Annotated in this window: 14 protein-coding genes and 3 pseudogenes; 12 read left to right on the top strand and 5 right to left on the bottom strand. The window is 63.1% G+C overall.

Annotated features, from left to right (window positions below):
• Positions 1–7 precede the first annotated feature (7 nt).
• From ACQ86E_RS05710 to ACQ86E_RS05675, 8 genes and pseudogenes are all read left to right on the top strand, one after another.
• Positions 8–1,123 (top strand): methyl-accepting chemotaxis protein, encoded by a 1,116-nt coding sequence (locus ACQ86E_RS05710; protein WP_431204577.1) that lies wholly within the window; start codon positions 8–10, stop codon positions 1,121–1,123.
• 9 nt (positions 1,124–1,132) lie between these two features.
• On the top strand, positions 1,133–1,426 hold the full coding sequence (locus tag ACQ86E_RS05705; RefSeq protein WP_431204576.1) for an STAS domain-containing protein: 294 nt from the start codon (positions 1,133–1,135) through the stop codon (positions 1,424–1,426).
• A gap of 4 nt (positions 1,427–1,430) precedes the next feature.
• Complete coding sequence (locus tag ACQ86E_RS05700) at positions 1,431–2,084, top strand: ATP-binding protein (protein ID WP_431204575.1); 654 nt, start codon at positions 1,431–1,433, stop codon at positions 2,082–2,084.
• Positions 2,081–2,764: a response regulator gene (locus ACQ86E_RS05695; protein WP_431204574.1), complete on the top strand. Its 684-nt coding sequence runs from the start codon at positions 2,081–2,083 to the stop codon at positions 2,762–2,764. The genes ACQ86E_RS05700 and ACQ86E_RS05695 overlap by 4 nt, the downstream gene beginning before the upstream one ends.
• Positions 2,731–2,934 (top strand): annotated as a pseudogene (locus ACQ86E_RS05690) (SpoIIE family protein phosphatase); the annotation flags it as partial. The gene ACQ86E_RS05695 and the pseudogene ACQ86E_RS05690, both read left to right, overlap by 34 nt.
• A gap of 107 nt (positions 2,935–3,041) precedes the next feature.
• A complete protein-coding gene (locus ACQ86E_RS05685) occupies positions 3,042–3,395 on the top strand; it encodes a SpoIIE family protein phosphatase (protein WP_431204573.1) in 354 nt (117 codons plus the stop codon).
• Positions 3,380–3,745 (top strand): Hpt domain-containing protein, encoded by a 366-nt coding sequence (locus tag ACQ86E_RS05680; protein WP_431204572.1) that lies wholly within the window; start codon positions 3,380–3,382, stop codon positions 3,743–3,745. Before ACQ86E_RS05685 ends, ACQ86E_RS05680 begins: the two co-directional genes overlap by 16 nt.
• Before the next feature lie 101 nt (positions 3,746–3,846).
• Positions 3,847–6,618, top strand: coding sequence for an ATP-binding protein (locus ACQ86E_RS05675; protein ID WP_431204571.1), 2,772 nt, complete (start codon positions 3,847–3,849; stop codon positions 6,616–6,618).
• Positions 6,619–7,082: 464 nt separating this feature from the next.
• Here the strand turns inward: ACQ86E_RS05675 and ACQ86E_RS05670 are convergent, their stop codons facing one another.
• Complete coding sequence (locus ACQ86E_RS05670) at positions 7,083–7,661, bottom strand: RNA polymerase sigma factor (protein WP_431204570.1); 579 nt, start codon at positions 7,659–7,661, stop codon at positions 7,083–7,085.
• A gap of 294 nt (positions 7,662–7,955) precedes the next feature.
• Between ACQ86E_RS05670 and ACQ86E_RS05665 the strand changes: the two genes are divergently transcribed.
• A complete protein-coding gene (locus tag ACQ86E_RS05665) occupies positions 7,956–8,393 on the top strand; it encodes a hypothetical protein (protein ID WP_431204569.1) in 438 nt (145 codons plus the stop codon).
• A 34-nt stretch (positions 8,394–8,427) separates the two neighbouring features.
• Here ACQ86E_RS05665 and ACQ86E_RS05660 read toward each other — a convergent pair.
• The 3 genes and pseudogenes from ACQ86E_RS05660 to ACQ86E_RS05650 form a co-directional block, all read right to left on the bottom strand.
• Positions 8,428–8,924, bottom strand: a pseudogene (locus ACQ86E_RS05660) (DUF427 domain-containing protein).
• 38 nt (positions 8,925–8,962) lie between these two features.
• Entirely contained in the window at positions 8,963–10,477 is a 1,515-nt protein-coding gene (locus ACQ86E_RS05655) for an alpha/beta hydrolase (RefSeq protein WP_431204568.1), read from the bottom strand.
• A complete protein-coding gene (locus ACQ86E_RS05650) occupies positions 10,474–11,793 on the bottom strand; it encodes a DUF3422 family protein (RefSeq protein WP_431204567.1) in 1,320 nt (439 codons plus the stop codon). Before ACQ86E_RS05650 ends, ACQ86E_RS05655 begins: the two co-directional genes overlap by 4 nt.
• 280 nt (positions 11,794–12,073) lie before the next feature.
• Here ACQ86E_RS05650 and hemC point away from each other — a divergent pair, with 280 nt between their 5' ends.
• The 3 genes and pseudogenes from hemC to ACQ86E_RS05635 all read left to right on the top strand — a co-directional run bounded on the left by hemC (position 12,074) and on the right by ACQ86E_RS05635 (position 15,845).
• Complete coding sequence (gene hemC / locus ACQ86E_RS05645) at positions 12,074–13,063, top strand: hydroxymethylbilane synthase (RefSeq protein ID WP_431206409.1); 990 nt, start codon at positions 12,074–12,076, stop codon at positions 13,061–13,063.
• Between the two features lie 9 nt (positions 13,064–13,072).
• The gene (gene bchI, locus ACQ86E_RS05640) at positions 13,073–14,095 is read left to right on the top strand and encodes a magnesium chelatase ATPase subunit I (protein ID WP_431204566.1); all 1,023 of its coding nucleotides are present in this window, start codon (positions 13,073–13,075) and stop codon (positions 14,093–14,095) included.
• A pseudogene (locus ACQ86E_RS05635) lies at positions 14,092–15,845 on the top strand (magnesium chelatase subunit D). The gene bchI and the pseudogene ACQ86E_RS05635 overlap by 4 nt, the downstream one beginning before the upstream one ends.
• Here the strand turns inward: ACQ86E_RS05635 and hemE are convergent.
• Positions 15,842–16,894 (bottom strand): uroporphyrinogen decarboxylase, encoded by a 1,053-nt coding sequence (gene hemE / locus ACQ86E_RS05630; RefSeq protein WP_431204565.1) that lies wholly within the window; start codon positions 16,892–16,894, stop codon positions 15,842–15,844. The pseudogene ACQ86E_RS05635 and the gene hemE sit on opposite strands and share 4 nt — an antisense overlap.
• Positions 16,895–16,921 lie beyond the last annotated feature (27 nt).

The raw sequence follows: 16,921 nt of genomic DNA, 5'->3' as shown, positions 1-16,921 counted from the left end.
GTTTGGAATGCGACAGCGCAAGATTGTGGATCTGCCGGTCGAAGAGCCGGTCGTCGCGATGCCGACGCCCGCAGGCAACGGGCCCGCCGAGCATACTGCGCTGCTGCAACGCTGGATGTCACTTGCGGACATGCAGCAGCGCGTGATCGAGACGTTGATGTCGGAGATCTCCCAGACGTCGGCCTTCGTCGAGACGGAGGCTGACGCCCTCAGCGGTCGCTTTCAGCGCTTGGCGTTGAGCGCCGAGCAGCAGACGGCTCGCGTCGAGAGCCTGACGCATCTTGCCGTCGGCATCGAAGTCGAGGGCGAGACTGTCCCTATCGACCGGATCGCCGGCCTCTTGGAGGGCACACTCAGCGATGTCGTCGAGAAGATACTGATGCTGTCGAAGGATTCGATGTCGATGGTGTATGCGCTGAACGAACTCAATACCAACGTCGTTCGGGTCGATAACTGCATGAAGCAGCTCAGCGGCATCAACAAGACGACCAACATGCTCGCACTCAATGCGAGGATAGAAGCCGAGCGCGCCGGCGCCGCCGGTGCCGCCTTCCGGGTCGTCGCCCAGGAGGTCCGCGAACTCTCGAAAACGACGGCCGACCTGTCCGTCTCCATGCAAAACGAGTTGGACGCGGTGACGGACGGCATCGCCAGCGGTCGTGATACGCTGCAGCGCGTCGCGACGATCGACATGTCGCAGAACATCCTTGCGAAGGACCGGCTGGAAGTTCTGTTGGCGGCACTCGTGCGTCGGAGCGAAAGCCTGAACGGCATAGTCACCGACGCCGTGCGAGAAGCAGGCGTCATATCGGCCGATGTCGGAAGCATGGTCACCGGTATTCAGTTCCAGGACCGGACCAAGCAGCGGCTCGAGCACGTCGTCGATACGCTCGATGTGATCAATCAGGCGACCAACGAGCTGAAGTCCTCCACGGCAGAGCAGGTGCCGGCACTCGCCGGCGAGATCGCGCAGAACACCGAATGGGTGAAAGCGCTGCTCGATCGATTCAAGCTGAGCGATATGAGGGCCCGGTTCGTGTCGCAATTGCTCGATGGTCAATCGCCAGACGTGTCGCCGGAGCTGCTGGCACCGTCTTCAAGTGGATCCGTGGAATTATTCTAGGAGGAAGGCATGGAGTACAGGTTCGGAGACGACGGCGCCCAGATATCGGGGGAATTCACGTTCACCGATCACGCCTCTTTCAAGGCGATGATTGATCGCTTGCTGAGCGATCGCTCATCGTCGGTCACGCTGGATCTCGGCCAATTGCAGTTCATTGACTCGGCTGGCCTTGGAATGTTGCTGCTGGCGAGGGATGCCTTTGGAAAGGCGGATCGCAAACTGGTCCTGCGGGCGCCCTGCGGTCAGGTGAAGCGGATGTTCGGACTCACGAAGTTCGACACGCTTTTCAGCGTGGAAAACTGAGGCGATGGACGCCGAAGCCGCAGAGCTGAAGGCGCGCTCCCTCGAGAGCAGGCACTTGGCCTATTGGGACGGCCGTTCGCCCAATTCGCTGTCCCTGGCGCTGTCGCCTCCGGTCATTCAATGCGTCGAATTGGGCCTCGAAGGGCGGTTGAAGGCAGGACGCGAGCGCGCCGTCGGGCAGCTCAGCCTGCTGGTGTCGACGAGATCGGCGTACCGGCATCCGGTCGGACGCCGCTTCCTCGAGGCGATCGAAAAGCGCACTGTGATCGCTGGCGATCTGCATGACCGGATCGCCACGGCTGTGCAGGAGGCGGTGATGAACAGCCTGCTGCATGGCAACTTGCACATCGACGCAGGGTCGCGAGAAAGCCTGGAGAGCCTGAGCGAACTCCACGAATCCATCGCTCATGAACTGGAACTTCCGGGCGTCGCCGGTTGCATGATCCAACTCGACGCCTTGTGGAGCACGAAGATGCTCTATGTGATCGTTCGCGACAGCGGCGCCGGTTACCAGCGAGATCGACTGCCGAGGCCGGCCGGGCCCCACGCCTGTGGTGCGCGCAGCAGCGGCCGAGGCCTTTCGATCCTCATAGAGGTGTGCGACAGGGTCGCCGTGATCGAAGGTGGCAGGACCATCAGATTGGGGTTTCGCCTGTGAACAGAACCGCGCCTGCGAATTTGTACCTGGGAGCGCAGGGGACGGCCGCCAGCCAATCCATACGCGACGCCAGGATCCTGATCGCGGATGACGAGCCGCTGACGAGGAAGCTGCTCGCCGGAATCCTGCAGGCCCGGCATTTCACCAATTTGCGATTCGCGGTGAATGGGCAGGATACGCTCGACCTGATGCAATCGTTTCAGCCCGATCTCCTGCTGCTCGACATGCAGATGCCTGATATTGGCGGGCTGGAGGTATGCAAGGCGGTGCGGCTCCGGGACGAGTGCGTCGACATTCCGATTCTCGTTCAGACCGCGACGGTGAACCGTCGGGAGATGGAAGCGCTGTTTCGTGCCGGCGTCTCGGATTTCCTTTCCAAGCCGATCAATCCGGCCGAACTGGTTGCCCGCGTCATCGTCCATCTTGAACGGCGAAACCTGCTGCGGGAGCTGCGCGAGTATCGGGAGCGCATTTCTTCCGAGCTCGAAGCGGCACGGCAGATGCAAGCCGATCTGCTGCCGTCACCGGCGGCTGAGGCAGCCGCAGCCGAGGCGGCTGGATTGCGGATCGGATCGTACAGCCGTTCATCGTCGGAAATCGGGGGGATCTCTGGGGACTGCTGCCCATCGATGACGGCCGGTTCGGGGTGTTCCTGGCCGATTTCACCGGACACGGCGTGACGGCTGCGCTCAACACGTTTCGTCTCCACGCTCTGGTCCATGAGTACAGATCCCTGCATGGCAATCCCGCAGCGTTGCTGTCGATGCTGAACGACAGACTGGTGCGGTTGTTGCCGCCGGGCCAGTTTGCCACGTTTCTGTATGTGATCGTCGATCCCGCTGCGGAGGAGGTCCGGTTCGCCACAGCCGGGGCGCCGCCACCGATCATGATGTCGGAGAGCGATGGCTCCCCCGCCTGTTCGAAGCCTCGGGCGTTCCGCTCGGGATCGCCCGAGGCATGTTGTACCAAGAGCATGTCCATCCATTCGCGGAGGACGCGCGATTGCTGCTGTTCAGCGATGGTCTGCCGGAATTCACCAACGGCAGGGACGGACGCATGGGAGAGGCGGGCCTTGCCACGGAAATGGAAGGCACCCCTCCGGCTCTGTCGCCTGGCGCGCTGATCGATTCGATCTGCCGCGCCGCCGGCATCGAGGAAAGCGTCGCGATGCCGGACGATGTCACGATCATCTGCATCGACCGTCGGGCGCATTGCAGCAGCAATTGCATCATCAAGACCGGGCCTGCTTCGGACCGAGCGATTGGCTGCCCATGGCCCGATCGGGAGGAGGTTCGATGTCAGAGCTCCTAGTTGACGTGCCGTTGTTCGACGATCTGCAGATCGCGCTGCTCCGCGAGGCTCTCGACGAGGGCGATCTCGCCGCAATGATGGCGGAACTGCCGCTGGCGTCTGGTGCCGCGATCGACGCGATCGGTGCCGCTGCGAGTTCGGGTAATCTCGCGGAAGTCCATCGTGTGGCTCACGTCTTGAAGGGGGTTGCGAGCAGCTTCGGTGCGGCGAGGCTCGCCAGCCTCGCTCGTGAGATCGAGCTGGAGCTGCGGGGGATCGACGAGGTCACCGGGAGCCTGCCACGTCTTGCGGCCATCGCCGAACAGACTTGGGCCTACCTGCCGGCGATCGTCGGCCGGCCATCCAAATGACGACCCCGCACGCGTCTGTTCTTGAGGTATCGAGTCGGCTGTTTCGGCGGCAAAAGCGGGCTATACTGGCTTATCTGCCCATGGTGACGGCAGGCGTTCTCATGCTGCTCGCGATCGCAGCGGCTGAGACGACGATATGGCATCTCCACGCCCGCGCGGATCGGGAGACGCAAGCCGGCCTTGATCGGATCGCGCTGATTCTGGCCGACCAGACCTCGCGCTCCTTTCAGGCCGCAGATCTGGTTCTGAAGGACGCTTCCGATCGAATAGATGCCCTCGCCGCGGCAGACGGAACGGCACGACCGCACTTGGGAGACAAGGTGCTCCATGATTACCTCGTCGATAAGGTCAAAGGCCTCCCTCAAGTCGCAAACCTCGTCATGATCGGTGCCGATGGCACCTACGCCAACAGTGGACGGGAATGGCCGGTGCCGCCGACCTCGTTTGGGCATCGCGAGCAGTTCCGGTACCATCGGGATAATCAGAACGGCGGTTTGTTCGTCAGCGAGCCCGTCCAAAACACCTACGACGGCGCATGGACGATCTACCTCGCTCGGCGCCTGTCCGGCGCGGACGGTCACTTCGCCGGGGTGGTCCAGGCTGCCGTACGGTTGAACTATTTCGAAAAGTTCTACGCTTCGGTCGCGTTGGGGGAGGGCGGATCAATCTCGTTGCAACGAGACGATGGGACGGTGCTGGCCCATCATCCCTGGACCGAGGGCCGCGTTGGCACCAGACCAGAGCAAGGCCATGCGCTTGCGGACGTGCCGGTCGGTGATCCTGCGCGCTACGTCGCCATCCGGCGGGTTCCAGACTTTCCTTTGGTGATTTCGATCGCGCTCACCAAGGAAGCGGTCCTCGGATCATGGCGCCGCGACGCCACCATTCTCATCGTCGGAACACTGGGGGCGGCGGTTGCGGTTGTCCTGCTGCTGTGCGTCTTGTACCGCGAGATGCGCAACCTCAGGCGCTCCGAGGTCCTGCTCGAAAGTCAGAATCTGAAGCTTGAGAATAGCGAGCGGCTTCTGCTCGACGCCCAGCGGATTGGAAAGCTGGGACATTGGTTTGCGGACCCCGCAAGCCGCAACGCGATATGGTCGCCGCAGGTGTTCGAAATTGCCGGCATCGCAGCCCTCGATTTCGTGCCGTTCGACCGGTTCATCTCGCTTCTGCATCCCGACGACGTCGGTGGATATCTCGTCGCGCGTCGGCATGCGCGCTCGAACGGAGAGCCTTTCACCCACGTCCATCGTTGGGTCCGGCCTGACGGGGGCGTTCGTTGGGTGCGGCTCGATAGCGATCCCCAATTCGGTCCCGATGGAAGCGTCACGGGCACGTTTGGAACGGTGCAGGATATTACTGATCGCAAGGAGGCGGAGCGGATCGCAGAGGAGTCGCGAAACCGGCTGTTTGACGCGATCGAGTCGGTTTCGCAAGGCTTCATCCTGTACGACAGCGAAGATCGCTTCGTTCTCGCAAATGGCCGGTATCGCGAAATGTTTCCGGAACTGACGGCGTTGCTGGTCCCGGGAATGCGCTACGTGGAGATCCTGCGGGTCGGCTGGCAGTTTGACCTGTTCGACGAGCCGAACGCCGACTTCGACGAGTGGCGGGCGCGTATGTTGGCCTGGCATGGCACGGGCGAGCCCGTCGAAAGCCGTTACCCCGACGGCCGTTGGATCCAGTTCGTTGATCACCGGACTTCCGACGGGGGAATCGCGGGTATTTGTACCGATATCACCGAATTCAAGCAGGTCCAGGCAACCCTCGAGCAAAAGCTGAAGGACCTCGAGAAGAGCCGTGTGGAGCTCGAGGCCCAGAAGCACGAACTCGTGGTCACGTCGCAGGATCTGGTGAAAGCCAGGGACGCGGCGGAACAACTAAGCAGAACGAAATCCGAATTTCTGGCGATCATGAGTCATGAAATCAGGAGCCCTCTCAGCGGCATGGTGGGGATGATCGAGCTGCTTCGGGATACACCGCTGAATGAGGAACAGGAGCGGTACGCCAAGCTGGCCAAGGAATCTTCCGACGGCCTGTTGAATGTCATCAACGACATTCTCGACTTTTCCAAACTCGAGGCGGGCCGCATCTCCACTGAGCGCGTCGATTTCGACGTTCTCGACCTCGTCAACGGCGTCGTCATGCTCGTGTTGCCCAAGGCGCAAGACAAGGGTTTGAATGTCGAGCTGATCGCTGCAACTGACCTCCCCAAGTGTTTGTCCGGTGACCCCACCCGGTTGCGCCAGGTGCTTTTGAATCTCGTCAACAATGCCGTCAAATTCACCCAGAGGGGCCGGATCCTCGTGACCGTCTCACATCGTGAGCTCGCGGCCGGCGGGGTCGAGCTGCGCTTCGATGTGGCCGACACCGGCATCGGAATCGAACCGCATCAGCAATCACAGCTCTTCATTCCTTTCGTTCAGGCTGACACCTCGATTTCGCGGAAGTACGGCGGCAGCGGCCTCGGCCTCGCGATCTGCAAAAAGCTTTGCGCGATGATGCGTGGCGCTGTTGGCGTCCAAAGTGCGCTTGGACAGGGCAGTACATTTTGGTTCACCGTCACATGCGGTATCGGAAATCCGAATGCCGCCGACGCACCGCCCCTCGTGCCTCAAATGGAGGGGGCACTGGACATACTTGTCGCAGAAGACAGTCCAATCATCGCGACGTTGATCTCGACGCTGCTGAGGAAGCGCGGCGCTCGTGCCAAAATGGTCGAAAACGGTGCTGAAGCCGTCGATGCAATTACCAACGGGCACTACGACATTGTTCTAATGGACGTGAATATGCCCGAAATGGACGGAATGTCGGCAGCACGCGTCATCCGGGGCTGCCTGGTCCTGAGAGCAATATACCGATCATCGCACTGACCGCAAACGTTCTAGCTGAACAGCAGGAAAGCTATCTGGCTGCGGGCATGAACGACTATGTGGCCAAGCCAATTCGACCGGCTGCTCTCTTTGCCGCCATTGAGCGATGGGCGGGACGTCATGGAGCATCATAGCTGCTGACCTGTCGATTTTTACTTCGCGGCAGCGACTCACACCTTGTCGCCATTCCGCCGGATCGGCCAACGGATGCTATATCGCTGTCATCACCACGCATGCATCGCATACGCGCGTGCAACCTCCGTTAGCTTCCCGCGTGCGTAGCGCAGGGTCGGTAGTTCTCCGGTGGGATCGGGTTGCGACACGCCAACGCAACCGAGGAACCACCGATGACCGACGAAATGATGAACCTGCGCATGCTCGGGGAGAAGATCCTTACGTCATTCTCCTTCAGGTTGCGTTCAGAGCACGATCCTGTTGGCGAACCGTTGGTCTCCCAATCTGCGCTAGTAGCTCAGGGCGGTCGTGAGTGCGCCGGCATCATGAGCGCTCGCGGGCATGGTTCCAATCTGTGCTCGCACATGCAGCAGTGCGCGCCGCAGCCAGGTTTTAATGGTGTTGACGGGGACGCCATATTGCTCGGCCAGCTGGTGCCGGCTTTCACCGTAGAGATAGGCCGCGATCACCAGATGACGCCGTGTCGGGTCGAGCGTTTGGAGGGCCGATAACATGCTCTGCTGAAGTCTGAGGGTGTCGCTCTCGTTCTCTCTGCTCTCCATGCTCTCCAGTGCCGTGGGCGCGTCGGCGGGAAATTCCAGCAGCACCGAATGGTCGCGATAGATCTCCCGCGACGGCCTTCGCGCGGCATCGATCGCGAGATTTCTGGCGATCGTGATCATCCACATCATAGGCGAGGCCAGCGCCGGACGATACGCGGCCGCGTTCAGCCAGATGCGAACATAGGCCTCCTGTACGATCTCCTCTGCCAGATGCCGGCGCCGGACGACCAGCAGCACGGTGGAGAACAGCTTGCGCCGCGTGGCCGCGTGCAGCCTTTCGAACGCCGGCTCGTCGCCTTCCACCATGCGCCGCAGGAGCTGCGCGAGCTCGGTCGGATCGGACCCATCAGCCCGGAGGCGGCTCGTCGTTGGCGCCATGTCGTCCCTCGGGGCTGCCGGCAATTTCCCTTGGACCAAGCTCTCCGATGTTAGCGTAAGTGTCAACTGGAGCTTACATATGAATATGACAATTTTGCGCGAATTTCTAAATAAGCGGTGTCTGTTCAATCTGATGGCGACTTCGAAGCCGGCCCTACGGGGAGTTTGGAACCAAGTCAGATCGCTCCCATTGTCATCGCAATCATACAATGGAGACGTTTCATGCAAGGCGACAACCCCATCAGCTGGCTGATGTTCTTCACCCTCGCCGCAACGACATTCATCATTGCTGGCGCGTTCATCTATTTTCTGCGATCCCGCACCAACCGCGAAATCGCGGCGACCGCGCTCGAAGGAAACGGGAGCAGCCGCGGCGTCGCGCCGAGCGGAGCCGGACCCGAACTGATCGGGTTCGCCGTCCTCGCATTCGCGGTGATGGGCCTGCTCACGGTCGGCTACAACGGCAAGTCCCGCGTCGAAACTGCTCAGGCGCCGGCGCAGGTCGGCGGCCCAACGACCGGCATGGCGCAGCCGGCGGGCACGCCCGAGCAGCCGAAGCGCTATCAGCCGGCAAATCCCGCCCCGGACCCGCGTGCGGCGCCGACATCCTCGGACACCGGCGTCGGTCCGGAGAACGGCTCGACCGGTCAGCCGAAGTAAAGACGACAGGAGACCTGATGCAGGGATTTGCGTGCTACCAGGCGTGAGTCCCTGCACCGCCCTTGAAAGGTCCGACGATCCGCGCGGTGATCCAGCCGCCGTAGAAGTCGCCGTCCTGAGGCTGCACGCGCTCGTCGTCCACCCAGCATTCGTCGACGCGCGAAGCATAAAAGGCGAGATATCCCGAGATATCCAGAAATCCTTGTGATGGCGAAGGATACCCCCAGGCCGCGCGCTCGGACGTCCGCCCGTCAGCGACGAGCGACCAGTATTTTGCGTGACCCTTGAATTCGCACCACGAGCTGCCCGCCGCGCCCAGCAGATATTGTCGCGCGATATCGTCGGGGGAATGTAATAGACCGGCGGATGACTGGTCTCCAGGACGCGATAGCCCGCTGTCGTATCGGCAATCGTGTGTGCGTTGAACATGACGCGCAGCCGCGCGCTGATTTTTTCCAGCCGCGGCGGACGAGGATAATCCCAGACGGATTCCTGTCCGGCGGAGGGTTCGATGCGCTTGGGTTTCCACATGTCTTGTCAACTCCAGCAGGAGATCGTCGGGGAAATACTCATCGCACGATCATGGGAAAGGTCACGGCGATCGCCCAGGCGAATACCGCGCCGTTGGCGAGTGCACCAGGAAGCGGGTGGCGGGTGGCCGCGTAGCTCCAGCGGCTGATCAGCCCAAAGGCCAGGAACAGCAACAGGATCGCAGGCACGATAATGACGAGAAAGAACAGCTTCATCGGATTGAGTGCCACGGCAATCGCAAGCGAGAGCAGGAAGCAGAATTTGGTGAAGGCGTATGAGCCGCTTCGAGAATCGCGGCCACTTGTCAGCCACTCGTCGGCAATGAAGTAGGGCAGCGTCCCGCAGGCGATTGCAACGATCAGCGGCAGACGCGTCGGGATTGGCAGGAACGAGAACGCATAGGCGTCGATGGGAAGGCCGAAGGCCAGGACGTTGTAGGCAGACACGGCGGCTGCTGCGATCGCAACGCGGTTCCAGGAGACCGGCGTCGTGGCAGCCGCCGGTTGTCCCTTACGCAAGCAGAAGAGGATCGCGGTCGAGAGAGCGCCATAGAGCAGAAAATGCAGTGTCAAATAATCGCCGAGCAGGATTGGCAGAAAGTCAGACGGCATCTTCCATAGCAACAGCGGGGTCACGATCGCCGGCAGAAGCGCTGCCGTCATCAGCGCCTTCCAGCCCAGGCTTGCGCCGACCGGACCCGGGCTCACCGCCGGCAATAAGGAGGACAGTGGCCATGCCAATGCGACGATACCGGCAAACACCAGCGCCAGCCAGCGCCCGCGGCTGTCCACCTCGCCCTGCGGCCGATCTCCGAACGCAGCATTCACCCAGCGCATCGTCTCGACCATGCTGTCGTGACTGTAGAGTACGCCGATGTGTTCGACGCCGCGCGCCAGCACCAGCTTGCGGGCGGTCCCGTCGGAGAATTGTCCGTACGTCTCGCCGGCACTCGCTGCCCCGCCTGCCGTGAGGTTGACGATGCGCAGGCCTTCGTCCCGGAGCATCGCAGGCTCCAGCGCGCCGACGATGACAAGCAGGTTGCGCGGGCTGGCCGGTGTCACGACAGGCGAAAACACCGAAACCGCGACGGTCGCTCCGACCTCCGGGTGGGCTTGCGCGAACCGCACCACGATGTCGGATGCCATCGAATGTCCGAGCACCGCGAGCCGGCCGTCACCGCCGGGCAGCGTACGTGTTGCCGCCGCGACATCGGTCAGCTCCTTCAGCAACGCGCTGGTAATCGTCAAGCCCTCGGCGATATCGCCGTGCATCGGGATCGGGTTGCGTCCGTGACCGAGGAAATCGAAGGTCACGGCCACATAGCCGCAGCGCGCAAGCGTTTCAGCGAACGGCTGCATCAGTTGCTGCGAACCGGCAAAGCCGTGGGCGATCACGACGACTGGCGCCGGCGCGGCGGCTTGTCGTCTGAAAATCGTCACCGGCGTCTCGCCGATGGCGGTCCGCGTGACGTTCAGGTCACGGCGGCCTTCATGCAGTTCAAACAGCCCGAGCAGGATCGCCAAGGCAGCGATCAGTCCGACGAGGAGCTTCATCGATCCTCGCCGGCCATGTGCCTCCTGCGGATACTTCGCACCGTCCACCAGATCGCAAGTCCGGCAATTGGGACGAAAGCGGCCGTCGCGACGCTGGGCTCGACATGAAGCGTGCCGCTGTCATGTGCCGCCTTGGCGATGTATCCGAACAGGCTCACCACGTAATAGGTGATCGCCGCGACCGACAGGCCCTCGACCGTCGCCTGCAGCCGCAGCTGCAGCCGCGTCCGCGCGTTCATCGACTTCAGAAGCTCCTGGTTCTGCTGCTCGAGTTCGACATCGACGCGGGTACGCAACAGGTCCGCGGCGCGTGCGAGCTTCAACGACAGGTTGGATTGCCGGGCCTCGGTTGTGACACAGGTGCGCAGCGCGGGCTTCATCCGGCGTGCCAGAAAAGACGACCACGTCGGAAGGCCGCCGACCTTGCGTTCGCCGATGGTCTGCAAGCGCTGCTCGACGATTTCCTCGTAGGCCCGGCTGGCGCCAAATCGAAACACACTTGAGGCCGCCCCGGCTTCGACATCGGCGGCCAGGGCAGTCAGCTCATCGAGCAGCTTGTGGTTGGCGGCAAGGTCGCCGGCCCGACGCATCTGATCGGTCACTTCGACGAGGCGGCGCTCGGCCGCTGCGATCGACGGCGACAGCCGTTGCGTTTCCGGCAGGCCGAGCAAGGCCAGCGTGCGGTAGGTCTCGAGCTCGATCACCCGCCGGACCAGCGCTCCGGCGCGTTCCGGCGACATATTGCGGTTGGCAACGAGGATGCGGACAAAGCCCGAAGGGCCGGGCTGGAAGTCGGTCGCGTAGAGCGCGGCGCCGTCGGAGTTCTCGGCGACGGCCAGGCTGGCATTGTCGAACAGACGTTCCGGCGCGGCTCGTTGCAGATCCTCCGTCAAAAGATGCAGGTCGACTGCCACCAGCAGCGGGCCGGGCTGCGGCACCAACCGCATCGGCAACGCCAGCGAGGCTGCATCCGGATGGAACGGCGCGGCCGCGGGATCGGCAGGCATTTCCCACGTGTAGGTGGTGAATTCGGAGTGCTGTTCCCATCGCAGCACAGTGGTTCCGAACGCGGCGCGATGATGTTTTTCGGCCGGCGACGGCGGTTGCAGCCCGCGCGATGTGCAGAACGCGATCAGGTTGACGCGGTCGGCCTGTGCGCTTGGCCCCGACGTATCGAAGGCAAAATGCACGACGCGCGACGGCACCGCAATCGGCGTGAACGGGCGGGCATGAACCTCACCGAGCACCGCTGCGCGCTGTGGATGAGGTGTCAGCCGCACCGCCTCGCCGTCACCTATCAGGACATCCGCGCTCATCGCTATCTCGATCTCCGGTGGCTTGTTGCGTCCGGGGACGACTACGGTACGAGTAACACTCCCTTGTGCCGGGCAGAAGCCGGAAGACATCCAGCGGGCTTCAGCGAAAAAATCCTGCGCGACGTGAAACGCCGAAGATTTGGCTCGTATATCTGCCGCGGCGCTCTATCCGGATCTCGGCGTGTGCGCCGCACGCTGGCGCTGGTTTGCAATCCGGCAACGGCTGGTCTTAATCTCTGCCCGTGCCGCGGAGCTTTACGCGGTCGCTGATTGGAGCCCGGTGGTGGCAGTTTCGATACGGATAGGCACGCGCAAGAGCGTCATGGCGTTGGCTCAGACCGCCGATATCGCGCAACGCTTGTCCAAGGCTACGCCCGAGGTGGACGTCGAGATCGTCAAGTTCGAGACCACTGGCGATAGCGACCAGACCAGCAAGCTCCTGGTCCATGGTGGCAAGGGCGGCGCGTTCGTTGCTGAAATCCGCTCCGCCGTGGCGTCGGGCCGGCTTGATGCCGCGATGCATTCGCTCAAGGACATGCCCGGAAACGAGGATACGCCCGGGCTCGTGATCGGTGCGACACTGACGCGAGATCCGCCAACGGATGCGCTGGTGTTGCGGCCCGGCGTCTCCATCGAAGACATCAAGCGCTCGCGCGGCAGGGGGTATCGTATCGGCACCAACGCCGTGCGGCGCGCCGCCTATGTCCGGCGGCTGTTTCCGGACATCGAGGTGATTCATTTTCGCGGCGCGGCCGACACCAGAGTTCGCAAGCTCGACAATCGGGAGATGCAACGCCTGCCCGGTGGCGGCGAGGCGGGGCCGGCGGACGCTTTGATCATGGCCCGTTCCGGGCTCGAACGGGTCGGGCTCGGCCATCGCATTGCTTGCGAGCTGTCACCTTCCGAAATGCTTCCGGCGGTGGGGCAGGGTATCGTCGCGGTCGAGTGTGCGGTCAACGATTGGCAGACGCGGAAATGTCTCGCCCTCATCGACGATCCCGCGGCGCATCTGAGTTGCGATGCGGAGCGCGAGGTGTTGTGGGTCCTCAACGGCCACTGCAATTCGCCCATCGCGGGATACTCGACCATCGAAGGTTCGCAGATGACGCTTACTGCTTCGGTGCTGGACGACGCGGGTGGAGGGCGGTTTATCGAGGTGACCCGTTCCGGGCCTGCCGGCCGTCCGCGTGAACTCGGTCGTGCTGTCGGGTTGGAACTGCTTTACAAGGGGGCGGCCGATATCATTGCGCGTACGCGGCCAGGACCATGAAGGGTTAGCATGGCAACAGCGTTTCCATTCTCCGCGATTGTCGGCCAGGACGAGATGAAGCTCGCGCTGCTGATTGCCGCGGTCGATCCCAAGGTGGGCGGCGTGCTGGCCTTTGGCGATCGCGGCTCCGGCAAATCCACGGCGGTCCGCGCGCTTGCGGCGTTGCTGCCGAAAATGAAGGTCGTTTCCGGCTGCCGCTATAATTGCGATCCGGATCGGCCTGCTGAGTTTTGCGAAGACTGCCGCGTTCGCGCGGCCAAGGGCGGGCTGAAATTCGCACAAATCCCCGTGCCGGTCGTCGATCTGCCGCTCGGGGCGACCGAGGATCGCGTTGTCGGGGCACTCGATCTGGAACGGGCGCTGGCGCGTGGAGAGAAGGTGTTCGAGCCGGGATTGCTGGCGCGCGCGCATCGCGGATTCCTGTATATCGACGAAGCCAATTTGTTGGAGGATCACCTCGTCGACCTCCTGCTCGACGTCGCCGCGTCGGGCGAAAATGTCGTCGAGCGCGAAGGCTTGAGCATACGCCATCCGGCGCGGTTCGTGCTTGTCGGGACGGGAAACCCCGAGGAAGGCGAGTTGCGCCCGCAATTGCTGGATCGGTTTGGCTTGTCGGTGGAGGTGAAGACCCCCGATAATCTGGCGGACCGGATCGAAGTGGTGCGGCGCCGCGACGCCTTTGAGAGCGATAGTGATGCCTTCGTCACCAAATGGACCAGGGACGAGGCCAAGCTTCGTAAGAAGATCATGATGGCGCGGGAAAAGCTGCCCTCGGTCTCGGTGCCTGATGTGACGCTCGAACGCGCCGCAAAACTCTGCATGGCGCTCGGTACCGACGGCTTGCGCGGCGAGTTGACTTTGATGCGTGCGGCCCGCGCCCTCGCAGCACTCGACTCCGCCAAGAGCGTAACGGACGATCATCTGCGCCGGGTCGCGCCTTCGGCCTTGCGCCATCGCTTGCGGCGCAATCCGCTTGACGATGCTGGCTCCTCGGTACGGGTCGACCGTGCGATATCGGACGTGCTGGGATGACCGTCGCTGCCGTCTGGTCCGACGCGGTAACGGCGGCGAGATTGTTCGCCGTAGACCCGTCGGGGACCGGTGGCGTGTTGTTGAGATCGCGCGCGGGCCCGGTGCGGGATCGTTGGCTCGCCTTGCTTCATGCGGCACTGCCGCCATCCGGCCATATGAAACAGGTGCCGGTGAATATTGCCGAGGGACGGCTGCTCGGTGGGCTGGATCTCAATGCGACATTGCTGGCCGGGCGTCCCGTTGCCGAGCGCGGGCTCCTGGCGGAAGCCGATGGCGGCGTGATCATGCTGGCGATGGCGGAGCGGTTGTCCGCAGCAACCACTGTCCATGTCACGGCGGCGATGGATGCCGGGGAGACCATCGTCGAGCGCGACGGCCTGTCGCTGCGAATGCCGGCGCGTTTCGGTGTCATCGCCATTGACGAAGGCCTTGAGGATGAATTCGCGCCGGCATCGTTACGCGATCGCCTCGCGCTGCACCTCGATCTCAACGCGATCGGCATCCGTGACGCTGAGGAATTCGCGCTCGATGCCTGTGAAACAATGGCGGCACGCGCGAAGCTGCCATCCCTCAAGGCAGACGCGGCCCAGATCGAGGCCCTTTGTACCGTGGCCACAGCGCTGGGGATCACCTCGTTGCGTGCGCCACTGCTGGCGCTTCGTATCGCTTGCGCCAGTGCCGCGCTCGCAAGACATTCCAGAGTCGAACAAGATGACCTCGCTTTGGCTGCGCGGTTGGTGATCGCGCCCCGCGCGCAGGTTCTTTCGGCCGCGGAGGAGGCGGGCGAGCCGGAGCAGCCGCCGCCAGCCGAAGATCAGGCTGATGAGTCCGGCGGTGAGGATCAGATCCCCGACATCGATCGCGCGCTGGACGAGGTCGTTCTGGCCGCCGTGCAAGCGGCAATCCCCCCGACGTGCTGGCGACACTTCGCGCGGGATCTGCGGGCCGGTCGCGCAATCGCTCCTCCGGCAAGGCCGGCGCATTGCAGAAATCCAGCAAGCGCGGCCGGCCGGCAGGTGTTCTGCGAGGCACGTTGCGCGCCGGCGCCAGGCTCAACGTGATCGAAACCTTGCGCGCCGCGGCGCCATGGCAACCTTTGCGGCGCCGCGAGGCGGTGGGATCGGACGAGGAAACCCGATCACGCATTTTGATCCGCAAGGATGATTTCCGCATCTCGCGTTTCAAGCAGCGCACGGAAACTGTCACGATTTTCGTCGTCGATGCGTCCGGATCCGCGGCATTGCATCGGCTTGCGGAAGCCAAGGGTGCAGTCGAGTTGCTTCTGGCGGATTGCTACATCAGGCGTGACCAGGTGGCGTTGATTGCGTTTCGCGGCAATGCCGCGGAATTGCTGCTGCCGCCGACCCGTTCGTTGGCGCGCGCCAAGCGTAGCCTTGCAGGATTGCCAGGCGGTGGCGGTACGCCGCTGGCCGCAGGGCTCGATGCGGCTTTCGTGCTGTCGGATCTCGGTCCGCCGCAGGGGACAGACGCCGACAGTGATCGTCCTGACCGACGGCCGCGCCAACATTGCGCGCGACGGCGGGCAGGGCGCCCGCGTGCCGAGGACGACGCGATCAGCGCGGCGCGGCAGTTGCGCGGCGCCGGTATTGCAGTCGTCCTCGTCGATACGTCGCCGCGTCCGGGCGTTTCAGGCGAAGCGATCGCCAAAGAGATGGGCGCACGCTATTTGCCGCTGCCGCACGCCGACGCCGCGACCTTGTCTAAGGCCGTGCTCGCCAGCGTCGGCTAAAGCGATTCCTTGTAGCTACGTACCCGCTTCACCATCTGCTCGACATGCGCGATCGGGGTTTCCGGCTGGATGCCGTGGCCGAGGTTGAAGATCAGCCGGCCGCCCGCAAAATTCGCCAGCACGTCATCGATCGACCGATCCAGTGCGTCACCGCCGGCGATCAGAGCCAGCGGATCCAGATTGCCCTGCACCGCGACGCGGGTCTGAACTTTTTCACGGATCAGCGACGGCTCTGCTGCCCAATCGATGCTGACCGCATCGACGCAGGTTGTCTCGACATATGCAGGCAGCAGCGCGCCGGCGCCGCGCGGGAAGCCGATGATCTTTGCGCCCGGCACCTTCCTGCGGACACCCTCGACGATGCGCCGGGTCGGTTCAACCGACCAGCGCTGGAATTCGCGCGGCGGGAGTACGCCGGCCCAGGTGTCGAAGATCTGCAGCACGTCGGCGCCGGCGGCGAGCTGGCCGAGCAGGTAATGAATCGAGTTCTCGACGATCGTGTCGATGATCCGGGCAAACGCTTCGGGATGGCGATAGGCCATCATCCGCGCCGGCGCCTGATCCGGCGTGCCGTGACCTGCGACCATGTAGGTCGCGACCGTCCACGGTGCGCCGCAAAATCCGATCAATGCGATCGTGGGGTCGAGCTCGCGGCGCACGCGGCGGAGCGCTTCGAACACCGGCTCGAGTTTGGTGAAATCACCGGTCGAGGCCAGTGTGCCGACCTTGTCCGGTGTGTCCAGGGGATCGAGCCGCGGTCCTTCGCCGACTTCGAACCTGACATCGCGCCCGAGCGCATGGGGAATGACGAGAATATCTGAGAAGATGATCGCGGCATCGAAACTGAAGCGACGGATTGGCTGCAGCGTTACTTCTGCGGCGAGTTCAGGCGTGAAGCAGAGATCGAGAAAGCCGCCGGCCTTGGCGCGAACCTCGCGATATTCCGGCAGGTAGCGGCCGGCCTGCCGCATCATCCAGAGCGGCGGAACCGGCTGCCGGCGGCCGGAAAGGACGTCGATGAAAGGTTTAACGGGCGAAACCTGTGTCAAGCGGCATTTCCGTTTCTGGTCGACAAC

The sequence above is a fragment of the Bradyrhizobium betae genome (assembly GCF_050632175.1).
GTDB lineage: Bacteria > Pseudomonadota > Alphaproteobacteria > Rhizobiales > Xanthobacteraceae > Bradyrhizobium > Bradyrhizobium betae_B.
Note: the sequence above shows the minus strand (reverse complement) of the source record. Positions and strands in the feature narration are given on the sequence as shown.